General features: G+C 58.8%; 21 protein-coding genes. 11 read left to right on the top strand and 10 right to left on the bottom strand.

Annotated elements, in window-relative coordinates:
- Positions 1-21: 21 nt before the first annotated feature.
- Complete coding sequence (locus V8J88_RS14990) at positions 22-615, bottom strand: hypothetical protein (RefSeq protein WP_338844988.1); 594 nt, start codon at positions 613-615, stop codon at positions 22-24.
- Positions 616-1103: 488 nt separating this feature from the next.
- Between V8J88_RS14990 and V8J88_RS14985 the strand changes: the two genes are divergently transcribed.
- Positions 1104-1733 (top strand): GNAT family N-acetyltransferase, encoded by a 630-nt coding sequence (locus tag V8J88_RS14985; RefSeq protein WP_338844987.1) that lies wholly within the window; start codon positions 1104-1106, stop codon positions 1731-1733.
- 1 nt (position 1734) lies between these two features.
- On the top strand, positions 1735-2169 hold the full coding sequence (locus tag V8J88_RS14980; RefSeq protein WP_338844985.1) for a GFA family protein: 435 nt from the start codon (positions 1735-1737) through the stop codon (positions 2167-2169).
- Here the strand turns inward: V8J88_RS14980 and V8J88_RS14975 are convergent, their stop codons facing one another.
- Entirely contained in the window at positions 2170-2463 is a 294-nt protein-coding gene (locus tag V8J88_RS14975) for a 4Fe-4S dicluster domain-containing protein (protein WP_338844983.1), read from the bottom strand.
- Positions 2464-2567: 104 nt separating this feature from the next.
- Between V8J88_RS14975 and V8J88_RS14970 the strand changes: the two genes are divergently transcribed.
- Positions 2568-4478 (top strand): hypothetical protein, encoded by a 1911-nt coding sequence (locus V8J88_RS14970; RefSeq protein ID WP_338844982.1) that lies wholly within the window; start codon positions 2568-2570, stop codon positions 4476-4478.
- A gap of 24 nt (positions 4479-4502) precedes the next feature.
- Positions 4503-5318 carry a thioesterase family protein gene (locus V8J88_RS14965; RefSeq protein WP_338844981.1) on the top strand — a complete coding sequence of 272 codons (816 nt, stop codon included), beginning with the start codon at positions 4503-4505 and terminating at the stop codon, positions 5316-5318.
- Positions 5319-5376: 58 nt separating this feature from the next.
- Here V8J88_RS14965 and V8J88_RS14960 read toward each other — a convergent pair whose 3' ends face one another.
- Positions 5377-6567 (bottom strand): MFS transporter, encoded by a 1191-nt coding sequence (locus tag V8J88_RS14960; RefSeq protein ID WP_338844980.1) that lies wholly within the window; start codon positions 6565-6567, stop codon positions 5377-5379.
- Positions 6568-6717: 150 nt separating this feature from the next.
- Between V8J88_RS14960 and V8J88_RS14955 the strand changes: the two genes are divergently transcribed.
- Together V8J88_RS14955 and V8J88_RS14950 are read left to right on the top strand one after the other, a co-directional pair.
- Entirely contained in the window at positions 6718-7503 is a 786-nt protein-coding gene (locus V8J88_RS14955) for a hypothetical protein (RefSeq protein WP_338844978.1), read from the top strand.
- Between the two features lie 300 nt (positions 7504-7803).
- The gene (locus tag V8J88_RS14950) at positions 7804-8415 is read left to right on the top strand and encodes a heme-binding protein (RefSeq protein ID WP_338844977.1); all 612 of its coding nucleotides are present in this window, start codon (positions 7804-7806) and stop codon (positions 8413-8415) included.
- Between the two features lie 129 nt (positions 8416-8544).
- Here V8J88_RS14950 and V8J88_RS14945 read toward each other — a convergent pair whose 3' ends face one another.
- On the bottom strand, positions 8545-10914 hold the full coding sequence (locus V8J88_RS14945) for a multicopper oxidase domain-containing protein (RefSeq protein WP_338844976.1): 2370 nt from the start codon (positions 10912-10914) through the stop codon (positions 8545-8547).
- 237 nt (positions 10915-11151) lie between these two features.
- On the opposite strand from V8J88_RS14945, the gene V8J88_RS14940 reads away from it, so the two are divergent.
- Entirely contained in the window at positions 11152-11577 is a 426-nt protein-coding gene (locus tag V8J88_RS14940) for a hypothetical protein (protein ID WP_338844974.1), read from the top strand.
- A gap of 81 nt (positions 11578-11658) precedes the next feature.
- Here the strand turns inward: V8J88_RS14940 and V8J88_RS14935 are convergent, their stop codons facing one another.
- Genes V8J88_RS14935 through V8J88_RS14925 form a run of 3 tightly spaced genes read right to left on the bottom strand, consistent with a single transcriptional unit; the run spans position 11659 to position 14327 of the window.
- On the bottom strand, positions 11659-12828 hold the full coding sequence (locus V8J88_RS14935) for a VWA domain-containing protein (RefSeq protein ID WP_338844973.1): 1170 nt from the start codon (positions 12826-12828) through the stop codon (positions 11659-11661).
- Entirely contained in the window at positions 12822-13460 is a 639-nt protein-coding gene (locus tag V8J88_RS14930) for a GNAT family protein (RefSeq protein WP_338844972.1), read from the bottom strand. Before V8J88_RS14930 ends, V8J88_RS14935 begins: the two co-directional genes overlap by 7 nt.
- A gap of 9 nt (positions 13461-13469) precedes the next feature.
- A complete protein-coding gene (locus tag V8J88_RS14925) occupies positions 13470-14327 on the bottom strand; it encodes a MoxR family ATPase (RefSeq protein WP_338844971.1) in 858 nt (285 codons plus the stop codon).
- Between the two features lie 283 nt (positions 14328-14610).
- On the opposite strand from V8J88_RS14925, the gene V8J88_RS14920 reads away from it, so the two are divergent.
- Together V8J88_RS14920 and V8J88_RS14915 are read left to right on the top strand one after the other, a co-directional pair.
- Positions 14611-14931 (top strand): cytochrome c, encoded by a 321-nt coding sequence (locus tag V8J88_RS14920; RefSeq protein WP_338849894.1) that lies wholly within the window; start codon positions 14611-14613, stop codon positions 14929-14931.
- A 12-nt stretch (positions 14932-14943) separates the two neighbouring features.
- Complete coding sequence (locus V8J88_RS14915) at positions 14944-15285, top strand: cytochrome c (protein ID WP_338844970.1); 342 nt, start codon at positions 14944-14946, stop codon at positions 15283-15285.
- Between the two features lie 59 nt (positions 15286-15344).
- On the opposite strand, the gene V8J88_RS14910 is transcribed toward V8J88_RS14915, so the two are convergent.
- The gene (locus tag V8J88_RS14910) at positions 15345-15776 is read right to left on the bottom strand and encodes a DUF1841 family protein (RefSeq protein WP_338849893.1); all 432 of its coding nucleotides are present in this window, start codon (positions 15774-15776) and stop codon (positions 15345-15347) included.
- Between the two features lie 107 nt (positions 15777-15883).
- Between V8J88_RS14910 and V8J88_RS14905 the strand changes: the two genes are divergently transcribed.
- Complete coding sequence (locus tag V8J88_RS14905; RefSeq protein ID WP_338844969.1) at positions 15884-16465, top strand: malonic semialdehyde reductase; 582 nt, start codon at positions 15884-15886, stop codon at positions 16463-16465.
- Between the two features lie 7 nt (positions 16466-16472).
- Here V8J88_RS14905 and V8J88_RS14900 read toward each other — a convergent pair whose 3' ends face one another.
- Positions 16473-19070 (bottom strand): Ig-like domain-containing protein, encoded by a 2598-nt coding sequence (locus V8J88_RS14900; RefSeq protein ID WP_338844968.1) that lies wholly within the window; start codon positions 19068-19070, stop codon positions 16473-16475.
- Between the two features lie 9 nt (positions 19071-19079).
- A complete protein-coding gene (locus V8J88_RS14895) occupies positions 19080-19709 on the bottom strand; it encodes a glutathione binding-like protein (RefSeq protein ID WP_338844966.1) in 630 nt (209 codons plus the stop codon).
- A 246-nt stretch (positions 19710-19955) separates the two neighbouring features.
- Here V8J88_RS14895 and upp point away from each other — a divergent pair, with 246 nt between their 5' ends.
- On the top strand, positions 19956-20606 hold the full coding sequence (gene upp, locus V8J88_RS14890; RefSeq protein WP_338844965.1) for a uracil phosphoribosyltransferase: 651 nt from the start codon (positions 19956-19958) through the stop codon (positions 20604-20606).
- Positions 20607-20788: the final 182 nt, after the last annotated feature.

Genomic DNA, 20788 nt, shown 5'->3' with positions numbered 1-20788 from the left:
AGCAAACACCGCGCCGCCGGCTTACAGCGCGGTGCTGGTCAGGGCGTCGCCGACGATCATGCCGCGATTATCGACCTGCAGCACCAGGGTATCGATGCGGTCATCAAACAATTGACTCACCACCACCACTTCGGCGCAACCGTTTTGCCCGATATAGCCGGTAGTGCCGATGCTTTGCAACTCAGTCCAGCCTTTTTGCGTCGCATAGTTATCCATCAGATTGACACAGGCTTCGCGTGCGCCTTCGGTGTTGGCGCCATCGCTGGGACGCGAAATATGGGCGCAGTAATACTGACCATTGTGGCTGAAAATTTTGTAGCGGCAGCCGCTGAAGCCGCCGCTCACCATCACCGGCTGCAAACCGCTGATTTTGGCAATCGTGCTGGCATAGTCTTTGTACTGCAGATACACGCCGTTAGCCTCGCCCTGGTCGCTGATGGCGCAGGCTAAACGGTTGGTGGCGGATGCGCTCACCGTCACATAGTAATAGTAATACGTCACAAAACAGGTGCCGGACAATTCTGAATTTTGCATGCTGGCAAGATTTCCCGGGCGGGCGCCCATTCCCTGGATGGTGCGGTTGCGTAAAGCGGCGATGAAGTTTTGGACTGGCATGGCGGACTCCTGAAGTGAGAATGTGGCAGGAATAAACCCAAACAAGAATGCCTCGATAGTGTAGGAGAAAGTTGCGCCGGCGCCACGGTTTTTTGTATATCGCGCAGAGAATGCGCAATATGCATCAAGCGCGAAAGTGAACTACCTGTCAGGTCTGTCAGTTGTGGCTGGCGCGAACGCGCGGCAAGCTGCCTGCTTTGCGCATTAAAGCTAAAAACGGCAATTGACCGCTTTGTGGTTAAATAAGGGTGCTGATTTTGTTTCAGATTTCCGCAGATTGCGCTTCACAGATCTGATGAGTGCGCCGCCGGCGCGATGGCATGTTTGCCGACTCCCTGACGCTATTGATCCGCCTGGCAGCCATCAGGCATTCATAGCATGCGGCTGATCATCGCGCCGTCATGTCTGGACGCCGCTAATCTGTGCAGTCCCGCCTGTCCAATCACCGTTTTGAGCTTGCATCTGATGTCGCGCCGACAGGAGTAAGCATGTTAAAACAACAATGGCGAATCAGCCAGGAAGCACCGGATTTAAGCCAGCGCGGCGCAGTGCGCGCCTTGTGGCAACGCAGTTTTGAAGAGCGCGGCGGCAGTGGTTTGCCGGGGCCGGAAGTATGGGCCGGCATGCGTTTCTTGTTATTGGAACAACAAGGCGAACTGTGCGGCATGGCGGCCCTGAATCTGCCGCAGGCTCCGCATGGCCGTTTTAAATTTGAAAGCGCCACCGGCTTTCCGCTGCGCGTTATGCCGCAAGCCGGGCGCGATGAAATCGCTGAAGGTCTGGCCCTGTATGTGGCGCCGGAATGCCGGCGTCAAGGCTGCACACTGTTGCTCACTGCGCTCACACTGTTGCAGGCGCATCAAGCCGGACGCCGCTGGTTTGTCGCCGAAAACAGCGGCGGCAGTCTGAAAATGGCGCTTGCCGCCGGCTTTGAAGACAGCGGCGTGGTGACCCGGATGCGTAATCAAGTCGAAGTCAAACTCTGTATCGGCGCGCTGGATGATGTGTTGCTGCCGGCCTGCGCCGCAGTACAAAACAGCGCCATCGGGATCGAACTCAGTCCGCCTTTGCAAGCCCTCTGGCGCGGGGCTGAACAACGCTTCCTGCAAGCCGCCTGAGATGTCATTCGCCAAAGCCCTGCCGCCCCCTGACGCGCCGCGCATTGTGCGTCAGGCCGCCTGCAGCTGCGGCAGTTTGCAAGCCAGCGTGCAGGGCGAAGCCTTGCGCATTTCCATCTGTCATTGCTTAGCCTGCCAGCGCAGAACCGGCAGCGTATTCGGCATGCAGGCGCGTTTTGCGCGCAGCGATGTCAGCATCCAGGGCGCATGGCGCAGCTGGCGCCGGATTGGCGACAGCGGCAGCGCGATTGATTTTCATTTTTGCCCGCTGTGCAGCGCCACGCTGTTTTATATCTGCGAAGAACAGCCGGAAGTCATCGCGATACCGGTCGGCGCGTTTGCCGACCCCGACTTTCCCCCGCCCCGCGTGTCAGTCTATGAAGAGCGCAAACATGCCTGGGTCGGGCTGCCGCCGGAAATCGAACGCGAGTCCTGATCAGGGCGCGGCGCGGCGCAAAGTAATCGCATTTTCCGGACAGGCCGTGACACACTTGCCACAGGCCGCGCAGGCCTCGGCGCGCACCGCATACGCCACTTGTCCGCCATGAATTTTTTGTTTCAGACGTTGCAAAAAATTGAGCTGCGCCAAATCTTCCGGCGCAATCCGGCGGATTTCAAACACCTGCTCCGGGCACACCGCAACGCACACCGCGCGCCCCTCACATTTACCAAAATGCACCTCCGGCGTGAACCGGCCAGGCGTTTGTTTGCAAGCAGAATCTTGACTCATGAAAATCTTCCATCAGGTGGGTGGCGGCGGCAGCCGGCTGCTATGATGCGGCATGATGCAGGTAAATACCGACAGCGTCCAGTCCGACCGCCAAGGAGCAGAACATGAACCATGAAGAATTACAACAGCGTGTCCACGCCGCGCTGCAGGAAGAAGATCCGTATCTCGATGATTTACTGGACGAATTGCAAGCCGCCTTGCAAGCCGGCGGCGGCGCGCAGCAGCAAGCCTTGTTGCACAGCCTGCGCGGCCAATTGCTGGAAGCCGCCTATTGCTATGTTGACGCCTGGCAGGATTGGGCCGATGCGGCAGCTTTGCAAAGCGGGGAGCGCGAATATGTGTTGCAGCATGCGCGCCTGCAAATGCGCTGGGCCAGCCACATCGCCGAAATGGAAGAAGAGCAGGACGGCGCGGCGCAGGAAGCGGATCTGGCCGATGCGCAGGAAGAAGCGGATCTGCGCGACGCGCGCCAGGCCGCCGAGCAAACCCGCGCCTTGCTGTCACGGCTGGGCGCGCAGACGCAAGCCGCCAACAGCGGCGATGAAACCGATGAAGACGCCCCCGACCCGGGACAGGATCGCCTGTATTACGCGCGCATTCATGAATTGGAACAGCAAGCCGGGCAAATTTTTTTGCAATTGATGCAACAGCACGCCGCCGATTACGGCTTTTGTCTGCGTCTGCTGGATATCTGGCACGACTTGCCGGTCTGGATGCCCTGGCTGCATTACAGCCTGCTGCTGTCAGCGCGCGCAGCGCATCTGCAGGATGCTGAATTATTGCGCCGCCACGGCCTGCTGTTAGCGCGTTTGGCGCAAAGCGGCGAAACCGGGGAAGAGGGGCAAATCCCCGCCGGCCATTTTTGCGACGCCGTCGGCGCTGTCTGGCATGCCGCCAATCTGTTTGAGGCGCGCGCCATTTTGCAGCAAGTTGAAATTGATCAAGAAACGCTGGGGACGCGCGCCACGCTTGAGATGGCGCTGGAAAACTACCCGCAAGCCTGCATCCTGCAACAGCAATTGGCTGCATATTGCAAAAGCTGCGCAGCGCAATCCGATGATGAAGACGTGCAGGACGAATGGCTGGAAGCGGCGCAACAAGCCGAACATGAGGCGCAAGCCTGCAGCGCCGGGCGCGCCCATTTCCTGCACTGCCGGCAGCGCGACATGGCTGAAGGGTTGTCCCAGTTACAGCAAATGTTTGGCAGTGGCGATTTGGACGGCGTGCGCGGCGGCGGCCAGAATATCTTTGAAATGGGCGAACAGGCGCAGCAGATGTTGAGCCAACTGGCCGACAGCCCGGAGCAGCCGCAAGCGCATGATGTGCAAGCCTTGCAGGAAATGAGCGAAGCCATCAGCGACAGCATATGCAAATTGATCCAGAGCGAGGAAATCAGCCTGCGCGAAGTCGCCGCCGGTGCATTTGCGGCGCCGGAATCAGACTGGTTCGCCGAATTGGCGCCGCAATTAGAAGCCGCCGGCCTGCGCCTGATCAAGCGCTTTGAAAACCTCAACAACAACCGCGCTCTTGGCGAGCAGGGACAGGGACAACTCTGGATGCTGGAAGACGGCGCAGCCCTGGTGCTGGAGAGCTTGCACGGCATCAAGCTGATGCGCATCTTGAGCTGGCTGGGCGATGAATTCATCCTGACCAGCAATTTACGCGAAAGCAGTCTGTTCGAGCACGGCCCGCGCCTGCACACCCTGGCGCTGGAATCCGACACCCCGCTGGAACACATCCTGGCCCTGCATCAAGCGCGCGTGGCGCTGCACCGCGCCCAACACGGCGCGCCGCTGCAAGCGATTGACAGCGTGGCGCGGCTGCAGCAAGCCGACAACGCCATGCGCTGCGCCGCCAACGCCTTCCGCCTTGAAATCGGCGTCAGCGAAGTGGAAATGCGCGGCATGCACGCTGATTTTTATCCTGAGTTTTCCGCCACCCTGCACAGCGCAGTGCGGAGCAAGCTGGATCAGCTGCGCCCCACGCTGCCGGCCTCTGCGCTGAAATCCGTTTGACGCCCCATCACCGAGGAGATAGCCATGTCATTCGACGCCATGTTGCAGCAAGCGCAAAGCGCAGATCAGGTAGAAATTTTGCCCGGCTGGGGCCAGGGGCGCGCCACGTTTGGCGGCTTGGGCGTGGCCCTGTTGTATGCGCATATGCAGGCCAGCCTGCAGCGCGCCGACAGTGCGGCGGGCAGCTTACCTTTACGCGCCTTGAATATTTCCTTCACCGCGCCGCTGGCCCCTGGCGCCGCGCAATTTCACAGCGAGATTTTGCGGCGCGGCAAGTCTGTCACTCAGATGGCTTGCCGGGTGTTGCAAGACGGCCAGGTGATGGCCGCCGCGCTGGCCAGCTTCGGCGCGCCGCGCAATTCAATGCTGGCGATCGGGGCCGCCGCCGCGCCGGCAATCGGGGCGGCGCAAGACGGGCGCGCCTTGCCCTGGCTGCCCGGGATTACCCCGGACTTTACGCGCATGGTCGATTTCCGCATGCAGCAAGGCGATTTCCCTTTCCGCAACAGTGGCCAGCACTTGATTCAAGGCTGGATGCGCTGGAGCGAAGCGGCCGGCGTGGCGCAGCAAAACATGCGCATGGCCGACCTGATCGCCTTGCTCGACAGCTGGCCGCCTTCGGTGTTGCAAATGCTGAGCACCCCGGCCCCGGCCTCCAGCTTGAGCTGGAGCATGGAATTTTGCGCTGCGCTGGATGCGCTGCCGGCCCACGATTGGTTGCAATACCAGGCGCAGGCCGATTGCGCGGCTGACGGTTATGCGCATATCGGCGCCAGCTGCTGGGACAGTCAGGGCCGTTTGCTGGTCTTGAGCCGGCAATGCGCCACGGTGTTCGCTTAACCAGGCGGCGCGGTTCAAGCCGCCGCGCAGTCGCTGGCTGCGGCGCGCCAGGGCCGCTTCAGTTTGCCGCTTTGCTGCGCAGATATGCAGTCAGCGGCCAGAACGCCAGCAATGAACAGGCGGAACACAGGATGAAGAAAGCGGCATAACCCATGGCTTGCGCCAAAAACCCGCTGAGCGCGGCTGCCGCAATCGTCAACATCACCACCAGACTGGCTTGCAGGGTGTAATCGGTGGCTTCCCAATGGCTGCGGCAATGCCGCATCATTTCCGCAAATAAAGCCGTGGTGGCCATGCCGGCGCTGAAATGTTCCAAAGCGCAGGCCGCCTGCAGCCAACCGATGCCGGGACGGGCCAGCGCCAGCCAGCTCCAGCTTGCGATACTCAAACCGGTCAAGCCCAGAAACAGGCGCAAAGCCAGCGCGCGTCCCAAGCGGTTTAACAACAAACCGCCGCAGATCGAGCCGGCCAGACCGGCCCCGAAACCGACCGTGCCCAGCAATAAAGCCAGATCGGCCAAATTCAAACCATGATCCACCAGCATCGGCCGCAACATCGGCGTGGCCAGGGTTTCGCCGAATTTATACGCGCACAAGGCCGCCAGCCAGGGCCGCATGTCCGGCGCCAGCGCCAGCGCAAACATGCGGCGCAGATCGAGCACAGGCATGGCGGGCCGCTGTTGCGTTACCGCAAACAAAGCCGGCATCAATAACAGCGGCACACAACACAGGCACAACATCGCGGCCAAAATCAGGGTTGAAACCTGCCAACCCAGCAGCCCGAAGGCGGAGAGCAGGGCGCCGCCGCTGGCGATCATGCCCAGACGGTAGGCGGCCACCTGCACGCCATTGCCGAGACCGCGCTCGGATTCGGAGAGCAGCATCACCGCCAGCGCATCGGTGGCGATATCCTGGCTGGCGGCGGCCAGGTTCAGACAAAAAAAGCCCAGATACAAGAGCCACAACTTATTCCGGATCAAGTCTTGCAAATCAAATGCCGCAAGAAACAGGCAGCACAGCACAGCCGCCAGATTGCACAGCAGAATCCAGCGCCGGTGGCATTGCAAACGATCCACCAGCGGCGACCATAAAAACTTCAAGGCCCAAGGCAGAGCCAGCACGCCGCCCAAACCTATCGTGTGCAAACTCAGCCCCTGTTCGCGCAGTAAAACCGGCAAAGCCTGCGTGAAATAGCCATACGGCAAACCTTGTGCGATATACAAGCTGGCGAGCAAAATAAATTTATGCATAGTAATGGCTGAAAAAGGGCAGTGCAGGCAGTCTGCCTGATGCAGTGCAAAATAACACGTATAAAAGCACGATCGTTCACTTAATGGTCTGAGGTCTGCGGCATACTCTCAACGCATGCTATGCTGTCTTTTTTGATCGCATCCCATGCCATGAGAACGTGCACGATTATGATCCTGGCGCTCAGTCTGGCCGGCGGCGCGCAAGCCCAGCCGGCGCAGCCGGCGTCCCCGGCCACACCTTCCGCCACGCCGCCGGCGGCTGCATTTGCCTCGGCGGTTTCCGCACTCAGTTCTGCGCGCCTGCCGGTGCAGATTCCAGTACGCGAAGCACAACTCAAATTAAGCTGCGAAAGCAAGAAAAAGCCTCTGAGCGAAGCGCAATTGATACAAAAGCGCAAGGCCGGGGCCGTATTTGTGCGCACCAAAGCGCATCTGGCGCGCGTGAAAAGCGGCGCCGGCTGGCTCGAATTCGCCGACACCCCGCCGTTTGACGAACCCTTATCCGGCGTATTGCACACTTTTTGCGATATGCGCGGCGAGTATCTGCTGTTGGCGGTGGCGGACGAAGGCCGCTTCGGCGGCAAACTGGTGCATCTGCCCAGCGGACGCATCACGCCGGGCGGCCTCAGCGTACATTTTTCGCGCGATGGCAGGGCGTATTTCGCCAATGAGCAGCCGGATGGCCTGGACGGCAATGAATGGATGATTTATGCGCAGGATGGACGTCTGTCCTGGCAGGGTTACAACTTCATTGAACAAAGCGGCAAGCCGGGCCACGTCGATACATTTTTAAGCGATCCGCGCTGGCTGCCAAACGGCGAATTCAGCGCCAAAGCCTCATGCGATGAGGCCGGCAGCCATCAATGGCCGGTCAAATTGATCAAGCAAAACGGGCAGTGGGAATGGCAGCCAAGGCGCAAATGCGGGGTGAAGTGAAGTAAGGTCGGGAATGTGGCGAATGTATCCCTTGCCGTATTTCCTGTATAAAGGTGATCGACTCGTGCCTATTCAGCCCCTATGGAGGCATGAAATGATCGTGACTGTTTTACGTACCTGTTTCAACAATATGGAACGGCAGCTGTGGATCTTGCTTATCGCTTGCGCTGAGGCCTTTGTGGTTCAAGCGCTGTAGGACGCCGGGTAATCGCTGTGCTCAACCCGGCCTGCTTTTTTGGCCTGAATCCGGCTGAATAGTCACATCTGCTCAAATATTGCGTCAGCAAAGAAGGAGTCAGCATGAATTTCAAGGCAACCCTTACGGCACTGTTGCTGCTCACTGCGGCGCCTGCCGCGATGGCAATCGAAGAAGCGAGCTATACCGTCCTGAAGACAGACGGCAAATTTGAAATCCGTGAGTATGCCCCGCAGGTGCTTGCCGAAACCCTGGTGAGCGGTGACTTGGAGAGCGCAGGAAACAAAGCATTTAAGAAGCTGTTTGATTACATCTCGGGCGACAATGTTTCCCGCACCAAGCTGTCAATGACGGCCCCGGTTTCCCAAATTCCTGCGGGTGAGAAGATTCAGATGACGGCGCCTGTAGGGCAGCAGCGTGTCGAAGATCAGTGGGCGGTCAGTTTCATGATGCCGCAGACATATACACTCAGTACTTTGCCGCAGCCAAAGGACGAAAGCGTTACCTTGCGCCAAGTTCCCGCGCAGAAAATGGCCGTGGTCAGGTACTCTGGGACATGGAGCGAAAAGAACTATACGCAGCACAAATCTGAACTCGAAGATTGGATGCGAAAAACAGGCTTGACCGCTTCAGGAAGCGAAAGATGGGCGCGCTACAACGGGCCGCTTACGCCCTGGTTCTTGCGGCGTAACGAGGTTTTGATCCCGATACAATAAGCGCGCCAAATCAGGATGCGGCATCTGCTGGCGAAGAGAGGTTCATCGCTGTCAGTCCAGCGATTGCAGTGGGCAACATAACACAGCTGCGGCGCTGATCGAAACACGCCGCACCTGTGTTGATGCTGATCAATGCTTATGCGCTTGGCCTGGCTGTCCGGCTGCCGGACTGGCGCCAGCTTTGCCCGGTGACTGCTTTGCACCGGTTTTGCCGGATTTCTGCGCTTTGCCGGTCTGCGGCGGATTGACAATTTCCACCAATTCCATCATGCCGTTATCCTCGTGCTCGGTGTTATGGCAATGCATCACCATCGGCCCGGTGAAATCCACGGCGCGGCTGACAAATTGCAGAATTTCCCCGTAGGCCGCATTCGGCTGACCATTGTTATACATGAATTGCGAGGTCAAGCCCGCCGGGAAGGCGCAGCCGCCGCTTTGCGCCGCCGGCGCGCAATTGATCAAAGCCGTATCGCGCCAGATCGGGAAGGGATAAGCCAGATTGCCGCGCGTCACCAATTGGAAGGGATTGGTGTGGATATGGAACATATGCGTATCCACCGCGCTTTGTACGCCCCACATATCCGCCTGTCCCAGTTGCAAGCGGCGCTGCACCCGTCCCTCATAAAAAGGGCGGCCATTGATCACCGAAGCGCCGCCGATGCGGGAAGAGGCTGCACAGCTTTTCTTATCCGGCGTATATGAAACATTGGTGAAGCCGAACACCACCCCCTGGGTTGGCGCGGTCGGGGTGTCTGCCTGTCCCACCACCGGAGCCGGGGTGTACAAGGCATTCAATTGCTTCTGCGTCGGCAGCTTGCTCAGCGGCGGAGTGAGCGCGGCCCCCTGCACATTCACAAACGCCACCACATTGTTTTGCGCCGCCCCCAACTGGCTGCTGTTCAGGCTGGCGGGACAGAGTTGATCCATTTGCGTGGCTTGCTGCGCGCTCCACAACACAAACAGGCCGGGCTGGCTGGGCAGCACCATCAAATCCAAACGCTGCCCCGGCGCCAGAAATTGAAATTCATTATTCGCCAGACCGTGCAGCTCTTGCGCGACATTAAATACCGGCTTTTCCAATTTAAACGGGGTGGGGTGATTGCTATTTGGAATTTGCACAGGATTGCCATCCGCCGCCAGCACATACAAGCCCGGCGCAGGCGGCGCGCTGGCGATGGCGCTGGCGGAATTGACAATGGGAATCAGACAAACCGGCATCACCGCCGCCGGCGTGGTGTTGACCATGCGCCAGAGCTGCGGCTGACCGGTTTGCATGGTGATCACTGGATTGAACTGGCCGTTTACCGAGAACTGCGTATTCGTCGCTTGCACTTGCGGGCCATCATACTGACAGGAAATCGGGTGGGCATACACCCCCCAGCAATTCACATATTGTGTTCCTGCCGGTGTCGGGAATGGGCTTGGCGCAGGCGACGGGCCGGGCGGCGCGGTGGGCGTGGCGCAATTATCCGGGGCCGGGGTTGGCGTCGATGTCGGTGTCGGTGTCGGCGTTGGCGTTGGCGTTGGCGTCGGAGACGGCGTTGGCGCTGGCGGCGGGCCAAAGGCGATTTGCTGCAAGAGCATGATTTTTTCATTGCTGCTGCCGACCAGCGGGCCGACTTGCGGCAAGCTTTCCAGGCCGCGCTGGGAGTCCTGCACAATCAGCGCGCCGGACAAGCCGCTGGCCAAGTGCAGCGCCACCGCGCCATGTTTATGCGTGTGATACCAGTATGTGCCGGAAGGATGTTTGGCTGGCAGCGTGACCTTCATCGGCCAGGAGCCTTGCTGGCAATCGGTTTGCACAATCGGATCCCCGGCGAGCTGCTGCTGGCAGGCTTTGACTGTCCCCGGCGGCGATTTTTGCGGGAACAGATTCAGCAACACATTATCCGAATAGCCGCGCGGACTGACATGCAAGCCATGCGTGTGCATATTCAAAATATTAAAACCATGCGGCGTGGTGTCGGCAATCGGCATTTTGCCCATCGGCACATGGTGGTTGGCCGGATCATCGCCCTTGGTGTAATGCAATTGATTATTCAAAAAAATCGGCAGCGGCTGACCCGGGCTGACGCGCATGGTGGGGCCGGCCAGCAAAGCGTTGCCGGTATTGCTGAAATAGCGCGTATTCACACTCACCGTCATACTCTTCGCGCCATTCGCGAAACCTGGCATTTGCACTGTCCCCTGGCTGAAGGTCAGGCCGGGCGGCGGACTGGGCGTTGGACTGGGCGTCGGACTGGGCGCGGCGCTGGCGAGCGCGCGTTTTTTCTTGCCGCCGCCAGGCGCCGGGGCCGGGGGCGGGGGCGGATTGCCGGCGTATTCCGGCGGATTCGCCAATTCCTGACCGCACACCAGATTATTGCTGCTGCACACAGCAGATGGCGTTGGCGCGGGTGTGGGCGTTGGGGTGGGCGTCGGCGTGGCCGCCAGCGCCGGCATGCTGATGCCGGCTGCCAGCAGCGCCAGATATTGCATCCAATCCTTGTTCTTGCGCATGATCTCTCCCTTTCATGATGGCGCCGTGTGGCGGCGCGTCTGCTCTCAAAATGCGGTGCTGCGTGCGGTGTCGCCTGCAACAGATGGGAATGCGGTGCTGCGGAATACGGGACTGACTGAATGGAGCTTGGGTAAGGCAATTTATCTTAGCACTTGTGCGGTGGCTTGCCAGGAGGACTTGCGTAATAAGCAGATGGCATCGCGTAGAATAGGGTTTTGCCATTATGCTTGCATATTATGTCCCTCTCATCGTTTGCGATTTTGCTCATGGCTGGCGCTGCCGCCATTATTGGCCTGCTGGGCGCGCTGCATCTTTGGCTCACCCTGCGCGGCCGGGCATTTGAACCGCGTGACCCCGCAGTGCTGCAAGCTATGCGCGCCACCCCGCCACAGGTTGCGCGCGCCACCAGCATGTGGCGTGCTTGGGTGGGTTTCAATCACAGTCACAGTCTGGGCGCGCTTCTATTTGCCGCGCTTTATTTGTGGTTGGCCGTTGTGTCCCCTGGGTTGTGGCTGTCTTCCTGGTTTTTGCGTCTGCTGGGTGTGGTCTGTCTGCTGAGCTGGCTTTGCCTGGCGCGACTTTACTGGTTCAAGATTCCTTTGCGCGGCATTGCCCTGGCCAGCCTGCTGTATTTGGCGGCGTTGGGGTGCAGCTTGTGGTAAGCGCGATATGGCGGGCGGCGCGATCCGGCTGGCGTTTTTGCGATGGCGATGGAGCTTGTCGCGCCGGAGCGTCTGCTGTTTTTATTTCGATAAAGCCGCCATCGCTCTTTCCAAACCCTCCATGGTCAGCGGGTACATGCGCTCATTCATCAATTGCCGGATGATGGCGATTGATTGGCGATAGGGCCATACCCCTTCCGGTTCGGGGTTGAGCCAGGCGAAGCGCTGAAAGGTGCTGGTGAAACGCTGCAACCAGACTGCGCCGGCTTCCGGGTTGTTGTATTCCACCGAGCCGCCCGGCTGCATCACTTCATATGGACTCATGGTGGCGTCGCCGACAAAAATCACTTTGGTGTCGGGATTGTATTTATGCAAGATGTCCCAGGTTTGAAAACGCTCGGATTGGCGGCGGCGGTTGTTTTTCCACAGGAAGTCGTACACGCAGTTATGGAAGTAATAAAACTCCATATTCTTGAATTCGGTTTTGGCGGCGGAAAATAATTCTTCCACGCGCTGAATATGGTCATCCATCGAGCCGCCGACGTCGTACAGCATCAAGACTTTGATGTTGTTGCGCCGCTCGGGACGCATTTGCAAATCCAGCCAGCCGGCGTTTTCGGCGGTGGCGCGGATGGTGTCGTCCAGCGCCAATTCTTCCGCCGCGCCTTGACGCGCAAAGCGGCGCAGCCGGCGCAGGGCGACTTTGATATTGCGCGTGCCCAGTTCGCGCTGGTCGTCATAATCGCGATAGGCGCGCGCTTCCCATACTTTCACCGCTTTGCGCTGACCACCCTGACCGCCAATGCGCATGCCTTCCGGGTTGTAGCCGCCATTGCCAAACGGCGATGTGCCGCCCGTGCCTATCCAGCGGTTGCCGCCCTCGTGCCGCTCTTTTTGCTCTTTTAATAATTCGGCTAAGCGCTCCATCAATTTGTCATAGCCGAATTTTTCGATTTTGGCTTTTTCTTCGGCGGATAATTCACGCTCAAAGCGCTTGATCAGCCAGTCCAGCGCGACGTCCGGCTGCAGCGCGTTGATTTGTTGCACGCCTTTGAAATACAGTCCGAAAGCTTGATCAAATTTGTCGAAATGCGTTTCGTCTTTGACCAGGCACATGCGCGAGAGAAAATAAAACTCATCAATCGAGGGGATGATGACTTGCTTTTCCAGCGCTTCCAGTAACATCAAAAATTCTTTGATCGAAACCGGCAGCTTGGCGCTTTTGAGGGTGAAAAAGAAGTCGATCAGCATGGCTGCGCTCCTGCCGCATCGCCGCTTTGTGCACGGCGCATGAGTTTAAAGCGCAAATGCTGGCGCACTGTCGGCCATTCATAGTCGAGAATCGAGTACACCACAGTGTCGCGGCGTGTGCCATCCGGCATGATTTGCGCGCTGCGCAACACCCCGTCCAGCTTGGCGCCCAGCCGTTCAATCGCGGCGCGCGATTGATGGTTCATGAAATGGGTGCGCAGTTCGACGCCAATGCAGTCGAGTTGCTCAAATGCATGTTGCAACAGCAGAAATTTGGCTTCGGTATTGATGCCGCTGCCCTGCGCGCTTTTGGCCAGCCAGGTGGCGCCGATTTCCAGGCGGCGGTGGCGCGGCTCCAAGTGCAGATAAGTGCTCATGCCGCACAGCGCGCCATTATCTTTGCGTTGCAGCGCGAACGGCAGCATGCGCTGCTCACGGTGTTCATTTAAGCGCCAGTCGATTTCCTGCGCCATGCGATCCGGGTGCGGCACGGAGGTGTACCACAATTCCCACAGCCGGCCATCGCTGCTGGCTTGGGCTAATCCGGCGGCGTGCTGTGGGGCCAGGGGCAAGAGACGTACTTGTTCGCCTTCAAGTGTGACCGGAGTCAGGAAGCGGTTTAAGCTGTCCATGACGCACCCCTAGCGATTGGCGCGCGCCATAAACAGGATGCGCTCGAACAGATGCACATCCTGTTCGTTTTTCAAGAGGGCGCCATGGAGCGGCGGAATCACTTGCTTATTGTCTTTGCTGCGCAAGGCTTCCGGCGGGATATCTTCGGCCAGCAGCAATTTCAACCAGTCCAGCAGTTCCGAAGTGGACGGTTTTTTCTTCAAGCCGGGCACATCGCGCATTTCATAAAAACTTTGCAGCGCTTGCGACAGCAAATCTTTTTTCAGATGTGGGAAATGCACATCGACGATTTGCTGCATGGTTTCTTTGTCGGGGAACTTGATGTAATGGAAAAAGCAGCGGCGCAAAAAGGCGTCCGGCAATTCTTTTTCATTATTCGAGGTGATGATGACCAGCGGGCGGTGCTTGGCGCGCACCATTTCGCGCGTTTCATACACATAGAATTCCATGCGGTCGAGTTCGCGCAATAAATCATTCGGGAATTCGATGTCGGCTTTATCGATTTCATCAATCAAGAGCACGCAGGGTTGTTCTGCGGTGAAGGCTTGCCACAGTACGCCTTGTACGATGTAGTTGCGGATGTCGCGCACCCGTTCATCGCCCAGTTGCGAATCGCGCAGGCGCGACACCGCATCATATTCATACAAGCCTTGCTGCGCCTTGGTGGTGGATTTGATATGCCATTGCAGCAGCGGCATATTCAGCGCGGCGGCGACTTCTTCGGCCAGCATGGTTTTGCCGGTGCCGGGTTCGCCTTTGAGCAGAAGAGGGCGCTGCAGGGTGAGGGCAGCATTGACCGCCATTTTCAAGTCGGGCGTGGCGACGTAGGCGCTGCTGCCTTCAAAGCGGGGAGGTGTGGCTTGCATGGACAAATTCCCTGATGTACTGGAAAAACACCAGTATAAGTCAGATACGCCGCGCAGGATGAGGGGGCGGGGCGGCATGCGCTTTACGCGCAGCGGTGGACGCTTACATTTTCTTACGGTAGAATCGCGCTTTGTGCGCCGCCTTGCCGGTTTGCGGCGCATCCGGCGGGTTGCTGTGGACGGATGTCCCGGCTTGTGTCCCGTCAGCCGGTTTTTAGCGCTGCGCCGGTGTGAACTCCATCTGCCACGGCAGTTTCCTTGCTTGATTTATTTTCTGACTGACATGAAAAAGATTTTTGCACTTCTCGCGCTGGCGGGTATTGCCAACCTTGCCCTCGCGGCAGAGGTCAAGGGCGATGCCAAGGCGGCAGCCAATAAGGTTGCCATGTGTATCGGCTGCCATGGCATTCCTGGCTACAAGGCCACCTTCCCCGAAGTTTACCAAGTGCCTATGCTGGGTGGTCAGTCCGCCAAGTATCTGGAAAGCGCGCTGAAGGCGTATCGCAAAGGTGAGCGCAAACACCCTTCCATGCGCGGCATTGCTGAGGGGCTGTCAGACCAGGATATCGCCGATGTGGCGGCATATTACGCCGAGCAAAAATAAAGGAAGTTGAATATGAAACATGCATTGCTGGCAGCCCTTCTGGCTGCATGCGCGCTGCCTTCTTTCGCTGGCGGCAATGTCGAGGCTGGCAAAGTCTTGGCCGAAAAACTCAATTGCGCTTCCTGCCACGGCAAGGATTATGCATCGCCGATCGATCCGAGCTACCCCAAGCTGGCCGGGCAACATGCGGATTATCTGGAACATGCTTTGAAAGCGTACAAGCGCGGCGACGGCGCGAATGGTCGCGCGAATGCGATCATGAGCGGTCAGGCCAAAACGCTCTCGACCAAGGATATCAAGGATATTTCCGCCTATCTGCACAGCCTGCCAGGCCCGCTGGTGTTGCGCAAATAAGCTGTATTCCTATTGCAAAAAAGCCGCCCGGTGCGGCTTTTTTCTTGTCTGCGCCAAACTCAGCCGCGCGCGCGGCGGCGGATGTTGTCCAGATAGGCCATGCCATCCGGCGGCAGGCCGCTGCGTTGCGATGCCCACAACATTTCCCCCAATGCTTCCATAATGTCATGCTGCGCCGCATGGGCGTCGCCGTGCTTTGTGGCGAGTTGCAAAAATGCCTCACGCACCCCCGGCGGCTGGTCGATGCTGATCTGCTCGCTGATCGACAAATGCATAGACAGATGCAGAAAAGGATTGCTTTGTCCTTTTTCGATGCTGAAATCGGCCACCAGGGCGGCTTCGACATCGGCCAGCAAGTCCAGATATTCCGGATGTTGCACAATCCAATCTCTGGCAATTGTTTCCAATGGGGTTAAAATCTCGCCGTTTTCATGTTTGCGGTAGGTATCGCAAAAGAAACGTCTGACATCGTGTTGCGAAGGTGTAAACAGCATGGCCGGCCTGTGTTTGGAAAAACCGGCATTGTAGCTTGCGCCGCCGCATCGCGCTTTGTGCGCAGCTTGCCAGTCTGCGCTTCTCTCTCTTTTCTGGAAAAACTATGTCTGATACTGTGAGCTTGGATCAATTGTTCAGCGCAGCGCGCACCCACAATGCATGGCAGGCGCGCGAAGTGCCTGACAGCCTGTTGCAGCAATTGTATGAATTGATGAAATGGGGGCCGACCTCGGCCAATTGTTCGCCGGCGCGTATCGTGTTTGTCAAATCGCCGGCGCAAAAGGAAAAGCTGTTGGCCTGCATGTCGCCCGGCAATCTGGATAAGACCCGTACTGCGCCGGTGACCGCTATCATCGGCATGGATATGGCGTTTTATGACCAGCTGCCGCAATTGTTTCCGCATGCGGATGCGCGTTCCTGGTTTGCCGATAATCATGAGTTGATTCAAGCCACGGCTTTCCGCAATTCTTCGCTGCAGGGTGGTTATTTCATCATGGCGGCGCGCGCTTTGGGTTTGGATTGCGGCCCGATGTCCGGCTTTGATGCGGACAAAGTGAATCAGACCTTCTTTGCCGATACGCAAATCAAAGCCAATTTCGTCTGCAATCTGGGCTATGGCGACGCGGAAAAACTGTTCCCGCGTTCGCCACGCTTAAGTTTTGAGCAGGCTTGCAGCATTCTGTAAGCCGGCCTTAACTCCCTGGATAAGTCAGGGTGAAAGGATAGACCGTCGCTAAGCCTGACGGGCTGACAATCTGCAGACTGAAGCTGGCGCTGCGCAGTGCGCCGCCGCCAGCGGTGCAGCTGCTGGGCAGGGTGATTGGTATGGTGTGCACCGAACCTTGGCGTGTGGCCAGATTGGCCACCGTCAGGGTTTTGTTGCCGTTCGCATCATGCGGAAACACCTCTGGCACCACAGCCGGCACAATCACCCCCGGCGATAATTCCGGACTCACATTCACCAGACTGAGCTTGCTGCCGGCTGGCATCGGATTGTAATTTTCATCATTCACTTCCACTACCAGCGCATACACGCCGCAAGCGCTGGTGGAGAGCGTATTGCCGACTGCAGAATAGGCGCTGTTGCCGCCATAGGGATACAGGTATCTCGCGCTGCTGCCGGAGAAAAACACCCCGGTTTGCGCGCTGATATTCACGCTGGCGGTGGTGGAGCTGGCGCTGATGGTGGCCAACCCCGGACGCTTGCCGGCAGTGTTGCCACTGCCATAGCGCGGATTTTGGCTGCGCAAAGTCACACTGCAGGCGCCGTTGCTGGTATTGCAACCGCCATTGCTGGAGCTGCCCACCGCGCCGCTGTCGGTTTGAAACACAATCGGCGTGCCATCCACCACCGGATTGCCGGAAGCGTCAGCCAGCAGGGCGGTGATGCTGGTTTGGGTATTGTCTATGCTCCAGCCTTCAATATTTGAGGATGCGGTGGAGAGCGAGAAGGCGCTTTGCGTCGGTACCCCATTGCTGACCGTGATATTGCCGGAAATGGTGGAAATCGAGGGATTGCCGGCAAATGCGGCGATCACGCGGAAGGTGGTGGCTTGCGTGCCGGAACTGACGCTGGCGCTTACTTTGCCATTCGCATCGGTGCTGGCGCTGGCAGTTTGCAGCGTTACCGGCTGGCCGGCATTGACGCTGAAATTGATCAATTGATTCGGCAGCGGTTTGCCGGCAGTGTCCAAGGCGATAAAGGTCAGGGTTGCGGTCTCGCTGCGCCCGATGCCGCCGGCGCCTTTGATCACAATCGCCTGATCGCTCGGGCTGGCGGCGACAAAGGAGAGGGAGGCGGCTTGCGGGCTGGCCACGTTCAGCGTCGCGCTGACGCTTGGCGCGCCAGGAAAGGAGGCCGTCACCGTATCGCTGGCGGCGCAGCCGGCGTCTGCATACACCACTTGCGCGCGGCCATTCGCGGTGCTGGCGCTGGCGGGCAGATTGGCGCGTCCGCTCAAGGCGCAGGCTGAGCTGAAATTCACCGTCACCGGGTCGGCGGTGTAGGGACTGCCGTTGACCAGCACATCGACCTTGATTTGCGCGGTATCGTAGGCGTTCAGGGCTTGCGCGCCTGAGGCCGGGGCCACCAGGCTGAGGGTGACGCCGCTTGCGCCGAGCTGGAAGTTGGCGCTGGCCAGCAGGGGATTGCTGCCCACTGTGGCCACGGCTTTGAGGCTGTCGGCGCTGCCGGCCTGGCTTAAAGCGGTAGCCAAATCTTTCGGACTGAGATTGATGCTGGCCACCCCTTGCGCATTGGTCAGAGTGGCGCCGGAGGCCGGCGTCAATTGCGCCAGCGCGCCGGCGGTGGCGAAGCTGACCAGGGCGTTTGGAATCGGCGTCCCTTTGGCGTCGAGCAGCGTGGCGCGCGCGGTCAGCGGTTTGCCCGGCGTCAAGCTGTTGGCGCTTTGCCCATTGCTGTCTTGCAATTGCAGACTCAGGCTGGCCGAAGCGGCATTCCCGCCGCTTGTGCCGATTTGATATATCGCTTGCGCGCTCAGATTTTTGCCATTTACGCTGGCGCTGGCGCGGATGGTGTCCGCCGCGCCGGATTGGGCTTGCGCGGTGGCGGCGTCTTTCGGCGCCAGCGTCACTTTGGCGATGCCATTGCTGTCGGTGGCGGCGATTGCGCTGGCCGGCGTGATGGCGGAAAGCGTGGCGTTGCTGGCAAAGCTCACCAGCACATTCGGCGCCGGCTGTTGTTTGTCGTCCAGCACCAGGGCTTGCGCAGACAGCGGGCTGTCGGGACTGGCGACGCGGCTGGTCTGACCCAGACTGTCGCGCAGCCACAAGCTGATGCTGTAGCCGCCGGCACTCGGCGGCGCCGCGCTGATCTGATACACCGCGCTGGCGCTCACGCTTTTGCCATTCACGCTGGCGCTGGCTTTGATATTGTCCGCCGCGCCAGCCTGGGTTTGTGCGGTTTGCGCGTCTTTAATGTTCAGTTTGATGCGCGCCTGGCCATTCGCGTCAGTCGCCACCACGCCGGACTGCGGACTGAGGGTGGCCAGCAAGCCGCTGATGCTGAATTCCACCAGGCTGTTTGGCAAGGCGGCGCCGTTGCCGTCGCGCAGGGTGGCGATGGCGTCCAGCGGCGCATCTACGCCCAGCGCATTCGCGGTTTGCCCGCGCCCATCCTGCAACACGATGCTGATGACGGGATTGCCGCCAGAGCCATTCGCGGGGGTGTTGCTGACTGTGCCGGGCGCACTGCCGCCGCCGCCGCAGCCGGCAGCCAGCAGCAGCACGCCGTACAGAAAAAGTTGGCGCAGAAAATGGAATGCGGGCATGACAGCTCCTTAAACCGGGTTTTGCAAAACTTGCAGGCCGCGTTGCACTGCCGGGCGCGCTTCAATCGTTTCATACCAGCGCAGCACATGCGGAAAGTCGCGCAGATCGACGCCCTGCCATTCATGCCGCCGGCACCAGGGGAAGAGGGCGATATCGGCAATCGTGTATTCTTCAGCGGCGACATAGCTTTGCTGCTGCAGTTGCGTATTCAGCACACGGTACAGACGTTGCGCTTCTTCGCTGTAGCGGGTAATAGCGTAAGGATGTGCTTGCGGCGCAAATTTGCGGAAATGATGGGCTTGCCCCAGCATCGGGCCAAAGCCGCCCATTTGAAACATCAGCCATTGCAGCACGCTGTAGCGCTGGCGCGGCGTGTCGCCGCCAAAACGCTGACATTTATCCGCCAGATATTGCAAGATGGCGCCGGATTCAAACAGGGCAATCGGGCGTCCGTCCGGGCCTTCCGCATCGACCATGGCGGGGATTTTGTTGTTAGGGGAAATCGCCAGAAATGCAGGCGCAAACTGTTCGTTTTGCGAGATATTCACCGGCTGGACTTGATAATTCAAGCCGCATTCTTCCAACATGATGTGAATTTTCTGCCCGTTCGGCGTGGGCCAGGAATACAGATCGATCATAATCTTCCATTCGGGTTGCTGGGTGTCGCGCCAGGATCAGCGCATACGGTATGGCGTCAGCATATCAACCGGGGGCGTATGCTGCGCGGATTTTGTGGTTTTACCGCGACAGCGCAGAAAATCCGGCTTTGCATGCATTCTCTACACAAAAATCTGCGCAAATCTGCGCAAATCGATTACCATCGCCAGCCGATGCAAAGGACGGCGGCGCCGCCTTTTTCACTTTACTTGCTATACAGGCTTACCATGAGACAAGATCCGCGTTTTCCCCAGCTCTTCATTCTCGATCACCCTTTGATTCAGCATAAGCTCTCGCACATGCGCAGCAGCGATACCTCGACCCGCACTTTCCGCCAGTTATTGCGCGAAATCACGCTGTTGATGGGTTATGAAATCACGCGCGATTTGCCCTTGACCACGCGCACCATCCAAACGCCTTTGCAGGAAATGGAGGCGCCGGTGATCGCTGGCAAGAAATTGGCGGTGGTGCCGGTGTTGCGCGCAGGCATCGGCATGAGTGATGGCTTGCTGGATCTGGTTCCTTCCGCCCGCGTCGGTCACATCGGCGTGTATCGCGACCCGGAAAGCCTGCAACCGGTGGAATACCTGGTGCGCCTGCCGGATTTGCAGGAACGCACCTTTATTTTGTGCGACCCCATGCTGGCCACCGGCAATTCGGCGGTGCATGCGGTGAATGTGCTGACCAAACGCGGCGTGGATCCGGCGCAAATCGTGTTCCTGGCCCTGGTGGCGGCGCCCGAAGGCGTGACTGTGTTCCAGCAAGCGCATCCGCAGGTGCGGGTGTATTGCGCTTCGCTTGATTCACACTTGAATGAGCACGCATACATCGTGCCTGGCCTGGGCGATGCCGGCGACCGTTTGTTTGGCACCAAATAAGCACGGGCTGAGCGCCAAAGCAGTCTGCTCTGTCCTGGTATTTGTGGCCTCGGGCTTACAGAATGACAACAGAAGCAGATTCTTATGCCACTCAACTGTGCCTTTCTGCTAATCTATCCCTGTCAGGCGGCCTTACCGGCTGCTGACAGGCGGTAGCTGACAAGCCATGAGCGAAAGGACAG

It is taken from the genome of Massilia sp. W12, from assembly GCF_037300705.1.
In the GTDB taxonomy this organism is placed as follows: domain Bacteria; phylum Pseudomonadota; class Gammaproteobacteria; order Burkholderiales; family Burkholderiaceae_D; genus JACPVY01.
Note: the sequence above shows the minus strand (reverse complement) of the source record. Positions and strands in the feature narration are given on the sequence as shown.

What these genes read in the sequence shown, in the direction of transcription:
- V8J88_RS14925 (WP_338844971.1), bottom strand. Translation starts at nt 14,327, where the DNA reads ATGCAAGCCACACCTCCCCGCTTTGAAGGCAGCAGCGCCTACGTCGCC.
- upp (WP_338844965.1), top strand. Translation starts at nt 19,956, where the DNA reads ATGAGACAAGATCCGCGTTTTCCCCAGCTCTTCATTCTCGATCACCCT.
- V8J88_RS14960 (WP_338844980.1), bottom strand. Translation starts at nt 6,567, where the DNA reads ATGCATAAATTTATTTTGCTCGCCAGCTTGTATATCGCACAAGGTTTG.
- V8J88_RS14985 (WP_338844987.1), top strand. Translation starts at nt 1,104, where the DNA reads ATGTTAAAACAACAATGGCGAATCAGCCAGGAAGCACCGGATTTAAGC.
- V8J88_RS14900 (WP_338844968.1), bottom strand. Translation starts at nt 19,070, where the DNA reads ATGCCCGCATTCCATTTTCTGCGCCAACTTTTTCTGTACGGCGTGCTG.
- V8J88_RS14930 (WP_338844972.1), bottom strand. Translation starts at nt 13,460, where the DNA reads ATGGACAGCTTAAACCGCTTCCTGACTCCGGTCACACTTGAAGGCGAA.
- V8J88_RS14980 (WP_338844985.1), top strand. Translation starts at nt 1,735, where the DNA reads ATGTCATTCGCCAAAGCCCTGCCGCCCCCTGACGCGCCGCGCATTGTG.
- V8J88_RS14975 (WP_338844983.1), bottom strand. Translation starts at nt 2,463, where the DNA reads ATGAGTCAAGATTCTGCTTGCAAACAAACGCCTGGCCGGTTCACGCCG.
- V8J88_RS14905 (WP_338844969.1), top strand. Translation starts at nt 15,884, where the DNA reads ATGTCTGATACTGTGAGCTTGGATCAATTGTTCAGCGCAGCGCGCACC.
- V8J88_RS14940 (WP_338844974.1), top strand. Translation starts at nt 11,152, where the DNA reads ATGTCCCTCTCATCGTTTGCGATTTTGCTCATGGCTGGCGCTGCCGCC.
- V8J88_RS14920 (WP_338849894.1), top strand. Translation starts at nt 14,611, where the DNA reads ATGAAAAAGATTTTTGCACTTCTCGCGCTGGCGGGTATTGCCAACCTT.
- V8J88_RS14935 (WP_338844973.1), bottom strand. Translation starts at nt 12,828, where the DNA reads ATGCTGATCGACTTCTTTTTCACCCTCAAAAGCGCCAAGCTGCCGGTT.
- V8J88_RS14970 (WP_338844982.1), top strand. Translation starts at nt 2,568, where the DNA reads ATGAACCATGAAGAATTACAACAGCGTGTCCACGCCGCGCTGCAGGAA.
- V8J88_RS14965 (WP_338844981.1), top strand. Translation starts at nt 4,503, where the DNA reads ATGTCATTCGACGCCATGTTGCAGCAAGCGCAAAGCGCAGATCAGGTA.
- V8J88_RS14990 (WP_338844988.1), bottom strand. Translation starts at nt 615, where the DNA reads ATGCCAGTCCAAAACTTCATCGCCGCTTTACGCAACCGCACCATCCAG.
- V8J88_RS14955 (WP_338844978.1), top strand. Translation starts at nt 6,718, where the DNA reads ATGAGAACGTGCACGATTATGATCCTGGCGCTCAGTCTGGCCGGCGGC.
- V8J88_RS14915 (WP_338844970.1), top strand. Translation starts at nt 14,944, where the DNA reads ATGAAACATGCATTGCTGGCAGCCCTTCTGGCTGCATGCGCGCTGCCT.
- V8J88_RS14895 (WP_338844966.1), bottom strand. Translation starts at nt 19,709, where the DNA reads ATGATCGATCTGTATTCCTGGCCCACGCCGAACGGGCAGAAAATTCAC.
- V8J88_RS14950 (WP_338844977.1), top strand. Translation starts at nt 7,804, where the DNA reads ATGAATTTCAAGGCAACCCTTACGGCACTGTTGCTGCTCACTGCGGCG.
- V8J88_RS14945 (WP_338844976.1), bottom strand. Translation starts at nt 10,914, where the DNA reads ATGCGCAAGAACAAGGATTGGATGCAATATCTGGCGCTGCTGGCAGCC.